This window comes from Dickeya chrysanthemi NCPPB 402, from assembly GCF_000406105.1.
In the GTDB taxonomy this organism is placed as follows: Bacteria; Pseudomonadota; Gammaproteobacteria; order Enterobacterales; family Enterobacteriaceae; genus Dickeya; species Dickeya chrysanthemi.
On sequence record NZ_CM001974.1, the window covers coordinates 2,934,148 to 2,947,354 of the forward strand.

The 13,207-nt window shown below is 47.5% G+C and carries 11 protein-coding genes; 3 read left to right on the top strand and 8 right to left on the bottom strand.

Annotation, left to right across the window (positions count from 1 at the left end):
• Positions 1-46: 46 nt before the first annotated feature.
• From DCH402_RS13110 to flhD, 7 genes are all read right to left on the bottom strand, one after another.
• Positions 47-1,741 carry a methyl-accepting chemotaxis protein gene (locus DCH402_RS13110; RefSeq protein WP_040001510.1) on the bottom strand — a complete coding sequence of 565 codons (1,695 nt, stop codon included), beginning with the start codon at positions 1,739-1,741 and terminating at the stop codon, positions 47-49.
• Between the two features lie 124 nt (positions 1,742-1,865).
• Entirely contained in the window at positions 1,866-2,363 is a 498-nt protein-coding gene (cheW, locus tag DCH402_RS13115) for a chemotaxis protein CheW (protein ID WP_012769267.1), read from the bottom strand.
• 35 nt (positions 2,364-2,398) lie between these two features.
• Positions 2,399-4,438 carry a chemotaxis protein CheA gene (cheA, locus tag DCH402_RS13120; RefSeq protein WP_040001512.1) on the bottom strand — a complete coding sequence of 680 codons (2,040 nt, stop codon included), beginning with the start codon at positions 4,436-4,438 and terminating at the stop codon, positions 2,399-2,401.
• A gap of 11 nt (positions 4,439-4,449) precedes the next feature.
• On the bottom strand, positions 4,450-5,580 hold the full coding sequence (gene motB / locus DCH402_RS13125) for a flagellar motor protein MotB (protein WP_040001515.1): 1,131 nt from the start codon (positions 5,578-5,580) through the stop codon (positions 4,450-4,452).
• Entirely contained in the window at positions 5,577-6,464 is an 888-nt protein-coding gene (gene motA / locus DCH402_RS13130) for a flagellar motor stator protein MotA (protein ID WP_012769264.1), read from the bottom strand. The genes motB and motA overlap by 4 nt, the downstream gene beginning before the upstream one ends.
• Positions 6,465-6,597: 133 nt before the next feature.
• Positions 6,598-7,176 carry a flagellar transcriptional regulator FlhC gene (flhC, locus tag DCH402_RS13135; protein WP_023640182.1) on the bottom strand — a complete coding sequence of 193 codons (579 nt, stop codon included), beginning with the start codon at positions 7,174-7,176 and terminating at the stop codon, positions 6,598-6,600.
• A 2-nt stretch (positions 7,177-7,178) separates the two neighbouring features.
• Positions 7,179-7,529: a flagellar transcriptional regulator FlhD gene (gene flhD / locus DCH402_RS13140; RefSeq protein ID WP_012769262.1), complete on the bottom strand. Its 351-nt coding sequence runs from the start codon at positions 7,527-7,529 to the stop codon at positions 7,179-7,181.
• 916 nt (positions 7,530-8,445) lie between these two features.
• Between flhD and DCH402_RS13145 the strand changes: the two genes are divergently transcribed.
• A complete protein-coding gene (locus tag DCH402_RS13145; RefSeq protein ID WP_040001516.1) occupies positions 8,446-10,176 on the top strand; it encodes a methyl-accepting chemotaxis protein in 1,731 nt (576 codons plus the stop codon).
• Between the two features lie 37 nt (positions 10,177-10,213).
• Here DCH402_RS13145 and dsrB read toward each other — a convergent pair whose 3' ends face one another.
• Positions 10,214-10,414, bottom strand: a complete 201-nt coding sequence (dsrB, locus tag DCH402_RS13150) for a protein DsrB (protein ID WP_012769260.1) — start codon at positions 10,412-10,414, stop codon at positions 10,214-10,216.
• A gap of 635 nt (positions 10,415-11,049) precedes the next feature.
• Between dsrB and DCH402_RS13155 the strand changes: the two genes are divergently transcribed.
• Together DCH402_RS13155 and DCH402_RS13160 are read left to right on the top strand one after the other, a co-directional pair.
• Positions 11,050-12,486 (top strand): EmmdR/YeeO family multidrug/toxin efflux MATE transporter, encoded by a 1,437-nt coding sequence (locus DCH402_RS13155; RefSeq protein WP_040001518.1) that lies wholly within the window; start codon positions 11,050-11,052, stop codon positions 12,484-12,486.
• A 267-nt stretch (positions 12,487-12,753) separates the two neighbouring features.
• Complete coding sequence (locus tag DCH402_RS13160) at positions 12,754-13,131, top strand: cytochrome b562 (RefSeq protein ID WP_040001520.1); 378 nt, start codon at positions 12,754-12,756, stop codon at positions 13,129-13,131.
• Positions 13,132-13,207 lie beyond the last annotated feature (76 nt).

The following is a 13,207-nucleotide window of genomic DNA, read 5'->3' on the forward strand; positions in this document are numbered from 1 at the left end:
AATATCAATCGGATGGGTCGATGATCTGACCCATCCGATTCAGCGATTAAAAGGTTTCCCAGTTATCCGTGGTTTTGCTGGTTCTGGCCTTTTTCTCTTTATCGATAGCAACCGAAGTTGCAAGCAACGCTGGCTTTGCTGTACGTACCGGCGCAGCGACAGGACGCGAGATCATTGCGCTCTCTGATAAACGAAATACGGCTACTGCCTGATTCAATACACGGACTTGTTCTTCAAGCGCATTCGCTGCAGACGCTGATTCTTCAACCAGCGCAGAGTTTTGCTGAGTAACGCGATCCATCTCGGTGACGGCCTGACCGACCTGATCGATGCCTCGACTTTGCTCCTCGGATGCTGAGGCGATTTCTCCCATGATGTCGGTAACACGTGTCACAGCACCCACGATTTCACCCATAGTTTCACCGGCACTCTCAACCAGCACCGAACCCTCTTGAACTCGATTTACAGAATCCTCAATCAAGGATTTGATTTCTTTCGCCGCCTGCGCACTACGCTGAGCCAGATTACGCACCTCTCCCGCGACAACAGCAAAACCTCGTCCCTGCTCACCTGCCCTGGCGGCTTCAACGGCAGCATTTAGCGCCAGAATATTTGTCTGGAACGCAATACCGTCAATCACACTGGTGATATCCGCAATTTTCTGCGAACTTCCGGCAATGTTATGCATGGTTTTCACCACGTTATCGACTACTTTGCCGCCTTTTTGTGCAGTTTCGGAAGCGCTCAGCGCCAGCTGGCTAGCCTGCCGGGCATTTTCGGCGTTCTGCTTCACTGTCGATGTCAGTTGTTCCATGCTGGCCGCAGTTTCTTCAAGCGCCGCAGCCTGCTGCTCAGTTCGTGATGACAAGTCACTATTGCCTGCGCTGATTTCCGACGCTCCGGTATAAATGGCCTCAGAACTCTGTCTCACCGCACTGACCGTCGTAACAAATTCGGTCTGCATATGCCGCAAGCTATCGGCCAGAATCCCCATTTCGTTGGTGCCATGAAAATCAATTCGCGTCGACAAATCCCCTTTTGCCATATGACGAATATGTTCAATAAGATTATGCAATGGCTGAACCAGGGAACGATTAATACCCAACCAAACGACCAGCGCCATAACCACAACCAATATAGCTACCGATATCAGCAACCATAACGCCGTCGAATAAGCTGAATTATTCTCTTCCACAGCATTGGCATAAACTTTGTCGTAGGAGTCTTTGTAAGAATAATAGGCCTTCTCAAATCTGTCCTGGAAACCTTGGGTTGGCTGATCAAAAAACTCTTTCAATTTACCGGTAGAGATAAAAACAATCAGCTCACTTAACGCACTGTTCAACGCTGTATAATTATCTTTTACCACTTGAGCGATGGCTGGATCTTGCTGATCGGTATATGGGATTTTTTCATAGTTGGCAAAATGGGTATTAGCAATAACCAGTTGCTTTTTCGCCAGCTCAATCAGGTCCTTAGCAGATACGCCCCCAGTGACGCCACCGGATGCGTCCAACGCATAACGTGTTCCCGCACGGTTCAACGTGTTACGCGTTTGCAATAAATAAGACCAGGTCGATTCCAGTTCCGATTTTTGCTGATTAATAATTCTTGTCGTCGTGAAGATATCTCTATCTGACTTTAGTGCATTAAAAAATAGCCCGCCGGAAATAACTTGAAGAGCAATGAATAGCCCAAGAATAATAACGAGTCCAGTAACAACTTTTACACGATTCAGCATATTAAGCCTTAATTACAACGATCACCGATGCTTTAGCATCTCTATAACTTAAACTTATTAAATTCCAGAGAATAAGGGTACGAAATGATATGGGCCACCGAAGTGGCCCAATAGGGTTGTGTTATCAAACCTTCATGACGCTATCAACTAGCGCCATTTCTTCGCTGCTGAGTAGCTTCTCAATATCAACCAGAATCAACATGCGCTCACCGAGAGAACCCAGTCCTGTAAGATATTCAGTTGACAGGGTAACCGCAAACTCCGGTGCAGGACGAATTTGATCGGCAGTCAAAGACAACACATCAGACACGCCGTCTACCACAATGCCGACCACACGCTGACCAAGATTCAATACGATAACAACCGTATTATCATCATAGTCGACTTCCTGCTGCATAAATTTAATGCGCAGATCGACGATCGGTACAATAACACCACGCAGATTGGTGACACCTTTAATAAACCCAGGGGTATTGGCAATACGGGTAACCTGATCGTAACCACGAATTTCCTGAACCTTCAAAATATCCACGCCGTACTCTTCATCACCCAGCGTGAAAATCAAAAACTCCTGACCTACTGTCTCGCCTGCTAGTTTTGTGACATTTGCAAGTCCAGTCATGTTTCTCACCTTTAATCTATAGCTGTAATTTGCTGTTAAGCTGCGGTCTCAACCACACGCTTTTCCCGATAAAGCGCCTGCAGCGCAGAAACATCCACAATCAGCGCTACGCTACCATCACCCAAAATAGTTGCGGCTGAAACGCCTGGCACCTTGCGGTAGTTGCTTTCCAGGTTTTTCACAACGACCTGATGCTGACCAATCAGCTGGTCAACCAGCAAAGCATAGCGACGGCCAGCACTCTGCAGAATAACGACGATACCTTGAGTGGCATCCGTTTTTGCTCCGGCGACATCGAATACCTGATACAGCTCAACCAGTGGCAGATATTCACCACGAACCTGCAGCACACGCTCCCCACCCGCCAGAGGATACAAATCCTCGGCCTGCGGCTGCGAGGACTCCATGACCGCGTTAAGCGGCAGGATAAATACTTCATTATTGACCTTGACCGACATCCCATCCAAGATCGCCAGCGTCAACGGCAGAAGAATGCGGATGGTGGTTCCTTTCCCTTTCACGAAATGAATTTCAACATGCCCACCCATCTCCTGAATATTCCGTTTCACCACATCCATGCCAACGCCACGACCCGACACATCGGTCACTTTCTCAGCAGTAGAAAAGCCGGGAGCAAAAATCAGCATGCCGACTTCTTCATCAGTCATGCTATCGCTTACCGCCATCCCCTGAGACAGGGCTTTGGCCAGGATACGTTCGCGATTCAGACCGGCGCCGTCGTCAATCACTTCGATACAGATATTGCCGCCCTGATGTTCTGCAGATAACGTCAGGTTGCCTACGGCCGACTTGCCCGCTTCAATACGTTTTTCCGGTGACTCAATGCCATGATCGAGGCTGTTACGCACAAGATGCGTCAACGGGTCAATAATGCGTTCGATAAGGCTCTTATCCAGCTCGGTTGAACTCCCCAATTGGGTCAGCTCAACCTCTTTACCCAATTTAGCAGCCAGGTCACGAACCAGACGTGGGAAACGGCTAAAGACATATTCCATCGGCATCATACGGATGGACATCACGGATTCTTGCAGGTCACGTGCGTTTCTCTCCAGTTGCCCCATGCTATTCAGCAGATCGCCATGTGCAACGGGGTCAAGAGCGCTGGAACGCTGCGCTAACATAGATTGGGTAATAACCAGCTCACCGACCAGATTAATAAGCTGGTCAACCTTCTCTACTGCTACGCGGATACTGGTATCGCCTGTTTTCTGCCTACCTTTCGCCGCATCATTATTATTACCTCCGGCAGGTTTAGCCACAGGTGCAGCGGCTGCAGGCTGCACCTGTGCCGGGGCAGGCGTGGGCTCAACCGGTTCGGCGACAACCTCCGCTGCAGGGGGGGCCGCTTCCATCGGCGCATCGCCAGAGGTAGATTTGAAGCTAATTTGATCCGGCTCCAACACAAAGCACAACACAGCGCTGATATCGTCCTCACTGGCTGATGTATCCAACGTCAGTTCGACGCTGTTGCTGGTTTGGACCGTGTCTTTTACCGTCCCCAGATTTCCCAGTTCTTCAAGTAACTGAGGAATATCAGCTTCTTTCAGGCCGGTAAGAGCGATACGCAAGCCTGAGTGATTGCCGGCAGAAGCCGACGCTGAGGAAGCGGAAACCGTTTTTTCAGCCCCTACCTTGGCAGGGGCGGATGCTCCGGCAGTACCATTTTCTTTGGACTCCAGAGCAAGCTGGCGCAGAGCCTGACAGATATACTCAAAGCTTTCGGCGTTGGGCTCCTGCGCGGTTTTGTAAGCATCCAACTGATCCTGCATGATATCTTTGGTTTCCAAAAACAGGTTGATAATATCGGTGTTCAGGCGCATTTCACCGCGTCTGGCACCGTCCAACAGGTTTTCCAGTATGTGTGTAGTTTCCTGTAATACAGTGAAACCGAACGTTCCCGCGCCCCCTTTAATCGAGTGAGCAGCGCGAAATATGGCATTCATCTGTTCCGCATCGGGTGCTAACGGATCAAGTTGCAATAAATGCTGCTCCATGTCCGCCAACAATTCATCTGCTTCATCAAAAAATGTTTGATAAAAAGCACTCATGTCCATGCTCACGTGGGTCACCTCTGCTGTGAATCGCGGCTTGTTGAAGAAGGTGTCGCCTGACTATCAGGTGCTGCTGGCAAAGCTGTTGTAGGCTGCCTGCGGCTTGTCGCCGATGAGCCATTCACCCCCGACGCTGGCGCCGCTGTTGCGGGTGCCTGAACAGGAGCCACAGGTGAGCCAGATGCAGGCGTCCCATTGGTTTCAGGTTGTGATACAGCCGAGCTGTTACCGCTATCGACAGGTACGGTAACCGGTTTGGCTTTATCCATCCCCATGTTCTGCAAATTCTCTATTTTATCAATGTTTACTGCACTGCTTTCAGCATTTTCACGCTCGATATTCTCCTGCGCCTGCTTATTAAGGACAACCAGACTGATACGCCGGTTAATTGCATCACTGCCCCCTTTTGCCTGCTTCAGATTCATCGTGTCGGCCATGCCAACAACGCGTAAAACTTTACCATCGGCCAACCCGCCCGCAATCAGCTCACGCCGGGAAGCGTTAGCACGATCCGCCGATAGTTCCCAGTTACTATAGCCGCGTTCTCCCATCGCATACTGCGCATCATCAGTATGGCCCGATAAACTGATCTTATTGGGAATATCATTCAAAATCGGGGCGATAGCTCGCAAAATATCACTCATGTAAGGCTCTACCTGAGCACTCCCCGTTTTAAACATCGGGCGATTGTTACTATCGATAATCTGAATTCGCAGCCCTTCATCGACCATTTCTATCAACAGATGCGGCCGCAACGCTCTAAGACGTGGGTCAGCCTCAATCAATTGATCAAGCCGCTCACGTAATTTATTGAGTTTAATTTCTTCAAGGCGCCCATCCATAGTATCAATCTGCCGCTTCACATCACCTTCCTGTTGAGTGGGGTCTGAACCACCGCCTGGAATAGGATTAGAGGCATCACTCATTTTTGGGCCGGATGTAATGGCAATTTTCAGTGGTGTGCGGAAATATTCGGCAATCTGCGCCAACTGGGAAGGAGAGGAAATGGCAATCAGCCACATGACCAGAAAAAGCGCCATCATAGCGGTCATGAAGTCGGCATAAGCAATCTTCCATGAACCGCCATGATGCGCGGCATGCCCTGATTTACGTTTTTTGCGGATTATCGGATGCTGATGTTTCATGCGTCATTTTCCGATGCCTGCTGTGCCGGAGCCTTCACATTACGAATATGCTCTTCCATTTCAGTAAACGAAGGACGCACGGTTGAGTAAAGCGTTTTACGTCCGAATTCAACAGCAATCTGAGGTGCATAACCATTCAAACTGGATAACAGCGTTACCTTAATGCACTGTAGGACTTTGATTTTCTCTGAATTTTTCTGGCGTAACAACGATGCCAAAGGCGAAACGAAGCCATAAGCCAACAGAATACCGAGGAACGTCCCGACCATTGCATGGGCAATCATCATTCCCAACTCTGCGGCCGGGCGATCAACAAACGCCAGTGAATGTACCACCCCCATGACCGCGGCAACGATACCGAATGCAGGTAAACCATCGCCCATCAGATTCAAACTGGTAGCCGGAACTTCAACCTCATGCTCAACAGTTTCGATCTCTTCATCCATCAGCGTTTCAATTTCAAACGCATTCATGTTTCCGCTGACCATCAGGCGTAAATAATCCGTAACGAACTCTACGATATAATCATCAGAAAGAATGCGAGGATAATTGGAAAAAATCTCACTCTCTTTCGGGTTGTCGATATCGAACTCTAAAGAAAGCATACCTTGCTGGCGAGATTTGGCCATCAACCGGAATAAAACGGCCATTAGGTCCATATACACGGCTTTGGTATATTTGGAGCCTTGAAATAACACGGGTAACGCTTTCAGCGTCGCTTTAATCGCTTTAGCATTGTTACCAACAATAAATGCCCCTACCGCCGCACCACCGATAATCAGCAGTTCCGAAGGCTGATACAACGCCCCCAACTCGCCACCAACGATAAGATAACCGCCAAGTATGGAGCCTATAGTGACAAGATAACCCAATATAACCAGCACAAGAATTCCTTATAGATAGTAAAAGGGTAGCGGAGAGGGTTATAAATGCAGTCTTACCAACGACTTATTTGAAGGGAATACTGCCATCGAGCAATGAACGCGCGATGACAGAACCACAAAATCGCCACCAGGCTCAGACTGCATGCTTAACCTGTTCGTCCAGCAGTTGAGGTATCATATCGGCAACACTCGGCGAAAGTTTACGTCTTTTTACTGCTCTGGAAGGTGGCTGGCATAAACTGCAGACAAAACTGTTTTTAGGCTGGTGTGCGTGGGTGATGAACATCCCCTTGCAGCAATTGCATGAAGATAACTGCAACATGCCGCTATCAACAAAGCGGACCAATGTCCAGGCGCGGGTCAACGCCAGCAAAGGAACATCGCTTTGAGGAGCACATTGTTCAAGGTAAAGGCGATACGCTTTGATAACCGCTTCAACACCACTGCATTGACTATTCTTGAGCAAAAATAGATAGGCGTTATAGAACATGGAAGAGTGGATATTCTGCTCCCATGTCATGAACCAGTCAGTAGAAAACGGTAGCATGCCCTTAGGCGGAGGGCTACCTCTCAACTCTTTGTAGAGTTTGATCAAACGGCCGCGACTTAACTGGGTCTCGCTTTCAAGCATCTGAAGGCGTGCACCCAATGAAATGAGTTCCATCGCCAGCTGTATATCCTTAGCTTCCTGAACAATACTTTTCTCCGCCATCATTATGCCCTTTTCTTAGGCAAGCTATCTTCTTTTGAAGACAACTCTTGTAATAAATGACTCGACAACAATATACCGGTGTGAATTTGTTGCAAATCATCAACCCGGGATTCTTGTGTTAATAATTTAATCGTATTGTGATCATTGAAGCGGAAATGGCATATTAACTGATTGGTTTCGGCCAGCTTTACCATCTGAGGTAAAGTCAGTTGCATCAAGGCATCAGCCATTTCTTCATTGATACCTAACCGGAACATCGCTGATGCTTTTTCGTCGTTGATTAATCGCTGAGCCAGTAACAAATAAGACAAATTGATGTCATAAATGTGTTTAAGCAATTCAGAGGTACCCATATTCCCATCCCGACAGACTATGTTTCAAAACATAAGTTAGGTGATAGACTGCTCACCCGCTAAACAATCACTCTCCATAGGTGGCATGAAAACTATCGGTGCCAGATAATTCTACTACTTTAGAATCTTCTAATATGACGAAAAATACAGCATCAATGTTGATGCATCTGAGGATCCATCTCTTCATATCCCTTCTCTAGTATTGCGTCCAACATAGAACGTAGGATTAATCCTAATCCCATATCACTGTACCGCCTTCGGCCTGACTCATACAACGCAAGCACATCAGCATTTTGATAATTATGTGATCTCTATCACAAAAATGAAAGAGGCAAAACATAATATTTCACTGATTTTTGCTCTGAAGTGAAATTTTCCTGAACACAATATACTCACAACAGAAGAAAAAAACTCTCTACACGCCTTCTTTCTTTAAAAGATAAAATCAATATATTGATTTTAAAAGAAAAAAATATACCACCTATCTTCCGGAACGAATTCAAAAATCGTAACCACTTTGCTTTACATTAAAATTTCTAATTTTATAACATATGTTATTATTTTTTTAGTATGTTTTATATCCACATTCAGAAACACAGGCACTATTTTTATGCCGGATGCTGAGTATTTGACCCCGACCAAAATCTGGTTTGGCCCAGGTAAGCTATCTGAGATAGTCAAGTACATTCCAGAATGTTGCATAAAAAACAGACAGAACCTAATGTCACAATACCAACAGATTCGTGATCGACATCGCATTGAAATCCATGAATGTTTCACATTATATGACGACGTTGAATTATGTTGGTATTTTGAAAACGGATCACCACACAGCTGTTTCCAGAAACAAAAGCACCCAAACTACACCTGCGAGTAGTACGGTTGATGTACATATATTTTTCCTGAAAATGAGCGAATGGATATGAAAATGATGTCAAAGTCTGAACAACAGGGTAAAACCGGCATACTGGGCAATCTTGGACTGGTGCCGTTATTTGTCATCATTCTGGGCGGCATCATGCTGTTGTTCGCCCTGGCTATCGGTACTGCCAGCTTATTTCTGGTGCGCGCTAATCAAAGTCTGGACTATGTTACTCAGGAAATTGATGTCCGCCTCGGTCTGTCAAACAGCTCTAACCATCTCAGAACAGCCCGTTTGTTGATTATCCAGGCGGGTGCTGCAGTGCGTGTTGGAGATACGGATGTTTTCAATAACAACCTGAAGCAGGCGGAACAACGTATTGCCTCATCGAAAGACGCCTTTCAAGTCTATGAAAACCGAAGCGTTAAGACCGATACGGATTTAGCGCTCGAACCAGAACTGAACAAAGCCTATAACGAGTACGTCGAAAAAGGCATCATGCCGATGCTTAAAGCGGCAAAAGATGGCTATTTCGAAGAAATACTGACGCATGAATCGGAAGAAGTGCGTGTACTGGATGAGGCTTATAATAAACCGCTGCTGAAAGCTATCGCTTTTCGTACTGAGCGTGCCAAAGCGCTTAACAACAATGCCCAACATCAGGCAATGCTGGGTTACATCCTGATGGCAGTGAGCTTCGCTATTGCTATCGTGATGACATTACTGACTTTCTTATTCTTGCGCGGTACGCTGATTAAACCGATGCACCGCCTGGTACAACGCATTCAGCGTATTGCACAAGGCGATTTGACCCAACCCAACGAAGCCTATGGCAAAAACGAAATCGGTATACTGGGCCAAAACATCCAACAGATGCAGGCATCGCTGGTGCACACCGTTTCTACCGTGCGTGACAGCGCCGATTCCATTTATCAGGGCACAACCGAAATCACCGCCGGTAACAGCGATTTGTCCTCCCGAACCGAGCAGCAGGCGGCAGCCATCGAACAGACGGCAGCCAGCATGGAACAGTTGACCGCAACCGTCAAACAGAACTCCGACAATGCTCACCATGCAAGCCAATTGGCGTCGAACGCCTCAGGCAAGGCAAAACAAGGAGGCGAGATTGTCGAGAATGTTGTTCATACCATGAATAGTATTTCCGGTAGTTCGCGAAAAATTTCTGAAATTACAAACGTGATCAACAGCATTGCTTTCCAGACTAACATCCTGGCGCTGAATGCTGCGGTAGAAGCCGCTCGTGCTGGTGAACAAGGCCGAGGATTTGCAGTCGTTGCAGGTGAGGTGCGGAGTCTGGCGCAGCGCAGCGCACAGGCGGCAAAAGAGATTGAAGGTTTGATCTCGGAATCCGTTTCACTGGTTCACAGCGGCTCGGAATTGGTCGATAAGGCAGGCCAGACGATGCACGAAATTGTTCAGGCTGTGAGCAATGTGACGGATATTATGAATGAAATTGCTTCCGCTTCGGATGAGCAGAGCCGCGGCATCACTCAGGTCGGACAGGCAATTTCCGAGATGGATAGCGTAACCCAGCAGAACGCAGCACTGGTACAACAGGCTTCTGCCGCCGCCGCATCGCTCGAAGAGCAGGCTATGGTGCTAACCCGTGCAGTATCTGCGTTTAAACTCGCTAATCATCTTCAGGATACAGCCCCCACCACCGCTTCCATCATGTCGAAGCCGTTGTTGACCACATCTGGCACTGCTCGCTTAAAAGCGCCTTCCGGCGCGAAACCAGGCAGTGATAATTGGGAAACTTTCTAATCAAGGTAGCCGATACGGGTAACCGTATCGGCGTCTTTTATTTATCAGCAATCCGACGCGGCTCGACAAAAACGCCCTCACGGCTGTTAAGTTCATTAAAGAACCAGATCCCTTCAGGATAGTTATCCAAAGCAATGAGATACATAGTTCCCTCCTGAAAAGGCTCTACCGCCAGAATGACCCCTTCTCTGCGTACTTCGCCATCCGTTTTTACCGTTACCACGTCATTCACGTTCACTCGATCACCTTTTCGTATCAGCGCTACCGTCAAAGAAATTTAATCCAACCCACCGATGGTATTTATCAAACTCCGGAGTATAGACAAAACACAATTTATTCCCCTCCGGATAAGGACAATCAGCACCTTAATAATCAGTAGCATAGTGCGACCGAAGCTCTGGCTCTCCGTCATCATAACCTCTCAGCGAGGTACGTGAGGATTTCGAGTACTCTCCAGACCCAAAATGTATCCGGGTAAAAGCAATAAGCCATGCACATAGCAGCATCCCCCAGTGATAGCATTACCCTCATTTTTATCTGCAGATAGCCCTGGCACATCAACGCTGAATTACTGCTGTGGATAGATGAATATATCGCCATACGCATTTAAAACACCGTTTCATCTAAATTGCCTTTTTTCTGATATCAGCCAATCCCATCTAGCCGCCATACTTTTATAATCACAGGCGTGAATAGTTATATGGACATGTAATCCGGCCGCAATCTGTGTGATGTAACGCAACCCCACGTTATCCATGGTATGCCTGTCCTGACTATTACACCTTTTTAACCCATCATCCTGCCATGCGCTCTGGATGAAAGAGGCTCGGGATATCGCCCAACAGCCTGCCAGTAAATAAGAAGACAAGTCATATGATTCTAAATACAGCCAAACAGCTGTTAAGCACACTAAAAGGCTCTGCCTGGTACAGAAAACGACATTCCAATCGGGTCTTACTGTGGCGAGAAATCACACCGTTGGCGTTTCCTATCTTTATTGAGGGATTGTGTGTGGTGTTGATGGGGATATTCAGCACCTTTCTGGTCAGTTGGTTGGGTAAAGAAGCTATGGCGGCTGTTGGGCTGGCGGATAGCTTCAACATGCTGATCATCGCGTTTTTTACCGCCGTTGCATTGGGGACAGCTGTCGTAGTGGCTTTCAGTCTGGGCCAACGCAATCGTAAGCAAGCCCGGCAGGCCGCGCGCCAATCCATCTCATTATTAGTCCTGATTTCCTTGTTATTAGTCGTTCTGGTTGAAATCGCAGGTCAGGCTATCATTGATCTGATTGCCGGTAGCGCAGAGCCAGCCGTGAAGTCACTGGCGCTGACCTTCCTGCGTTTGACCGTGTGGGGCTATCCCGCTTTGGCTATCACGCTGGTAGGGTGCGGCGCATTACGCGGCGCCGGCAATACTCGCTTGCCGATGATTATCAATATTGGCATGAATATCCTGAATATTCTGTTCAGCGGTGCCTTGATTTACGGCGTTGGTTCATGGCCCGGATTCGGTTTTATTGGCGCAGGCCTGGGAATCACCCTTTCCCGTTATCTCGGGGCACTTTGCGTCGTGCTCGCTCTGACAAAAGGCTTTAATGGCGCATTACGTATCCCATTCCTGAGTTATTTCGCCCCTTTTACTACGGCAATTCTCTATGAGGTGCTCAGTATCGGCATCCCGGCCAGCATCGAATCGGTTATGTTTAATGTTGGAAAACTAATCACTCAGCGCTTTGTCGCCGGAATGGGAACCGAGGTGATCGCCGGTAATTTCATCGCTTTTTCGATTGTTGCGCTGATTAACCTTCCGGGTAATGCCCTGGGCTCGACGTCGACGATTATTGTGGGTTCCCGTCTGGGCAAAGGGCAACGCATGCAGCCGGAACGACAACTAAAATATATTTTCTGGCTTTCCAATATTGGCTTATGTGCTTTGGCGCTACTTTCCATACCCACGGCCGGGCTGCTGGCATCAATGTATACCAATGAACCGGATGTGATTACTGTTGTTAAACAGTTGCTCTGGCTAAATGCGTTGTTCATGCCGATATGGGCCGCATCCTGGGTGTTGCCTGCCGGCTTGAAGGGAGCCAAAGATGCCAGCTATACCATGTGGGTAGCGCTGGCCGGTATGTGGGGATGTCGGGTGATCGTCGGTTATATTTTGGGCATCATGCTGGGTTTCGGCGTACTGGGTGTCTGGATGGGAATGTTTTTTGATTGGATAGTTCGGGGCATACTATTTTATCGTCGTATGATTAGCGGCAAATGGTTATGGCGTTATCAACCGAAAACCAAATCGAATCCATAAAAATGCCAAATCGAATCCATAAAAATGAAAGTACAGGCGGTGCATTCATAACACCGTCTTTGGTCCTCCCATTAATTTCATACAAATAGAGATCATTTATCATATCTAATGAGTTAGCTGAAAATAATCCCCTTATCATGTTATTTTAATAATTATCATTCCCACTCGGAATAAAATCCATTTGACCATCCATATTGGGTCGTGAATACTGCCGAAAACTAATAAGGGTATAAAACCCGCCATCCGGCTAACTAACAGGAGTGAGCAATGAAAAAAGCAATTATGGCTATCAGTCTGGCAATCGCGGTATCAGCTGTAACGCTGCCGTTCACCAGTCAGGCTGCAGTCAAAGACGAAATGGGCGCAATGGCAAAAAGCTACAAGAGTGCCTCAGGTGCTACCGATGCCGCCACGCTAAAAGCGGATCTGCTGAACCTGAAAGACCATGCTACTAAGGCTAAAGCCGACCCGGAATTCGCTAATAGCCCAAACAGTAAAGTCTTTAATGAGGGGCTGGATAAGCTGCTTAAACAAATTGATGCCGCCATCGCACTGGTTGATGCTGGAAAACTGCCGGAAGCCAAAGCCGCCACAGATGAGTTGAAAAAGACTCGTGCTGAGTATCACAAAAAACTCGGTGTGTAACTCGCGATAACCATTGCAGCAGTGTGGAACGAGCACTGCTGCTTTTTCTTTTGCTTATGAATATATTCCGTCATAC

Bases quoted from the DNA above. Each gene is read 5' to 3' on its own strand.
- DCH402_RS13110 (WP_040001510.1), bottom strand. From the start codon at position 1,741: ATGCTGAATCGTGTAAAAGTTGTTACTGGACTCGTTATTATTCTTGGG.
- cheW (WP_012769267.1), bottom strand. From the start codon at position 2,363: ATGACTGGACTTGCAAATGTCACAAAACTAGCAGGCGAGACAGTAGGT.
- cheA (WP_040001512.1), bottom strand. From the start codon at position 4,438: ATGGACATGAGTGCTTTTTATCAAACATTTTTTGATGAAGCAGATGAA.
- motB (WP_040001515.1), bottom strand. From the start codon at position 5,580: ATGAAACATCAGCATCCGATAATCCGCAAAAAACGTAAATCAGGGCAT.
- flhC (WP_023640182.1), bottom strand. From the start codon at position 7,176: ATGGCGGAGAAAAGTATTGTTCAGGAAGCTAAGGATATACAGCTGGCG.
- flhD (WP_012769262.1), bottom strand. From the start codon at position 7,529: ATGGGTACCTCTGAATTGCTTAAACACATTTATGACATCAATTTGTCT.
- DCH402_RS13145 (WP_040001516.1), top strand. From the start codon at position 8,446: ATGGATATGAAAATGATGTCAAAGTCTGAACAACAGGGTAAAACCGGC.
- DCH402_RS13155 (WP_040001518.1), top strand. From the start codon at position 11,050: ATGATTCTAAATACAGCCAAACAGCTGTTAAGCACACTAAAAGGCTCT.
- DCH402_RS13160 (WP_040001520.1), top strand. From the start codon at position 12,754: ATGAAAAAAGCAATTATGGCTATCAGTCTGGCAATCGCGGTATCAGCT.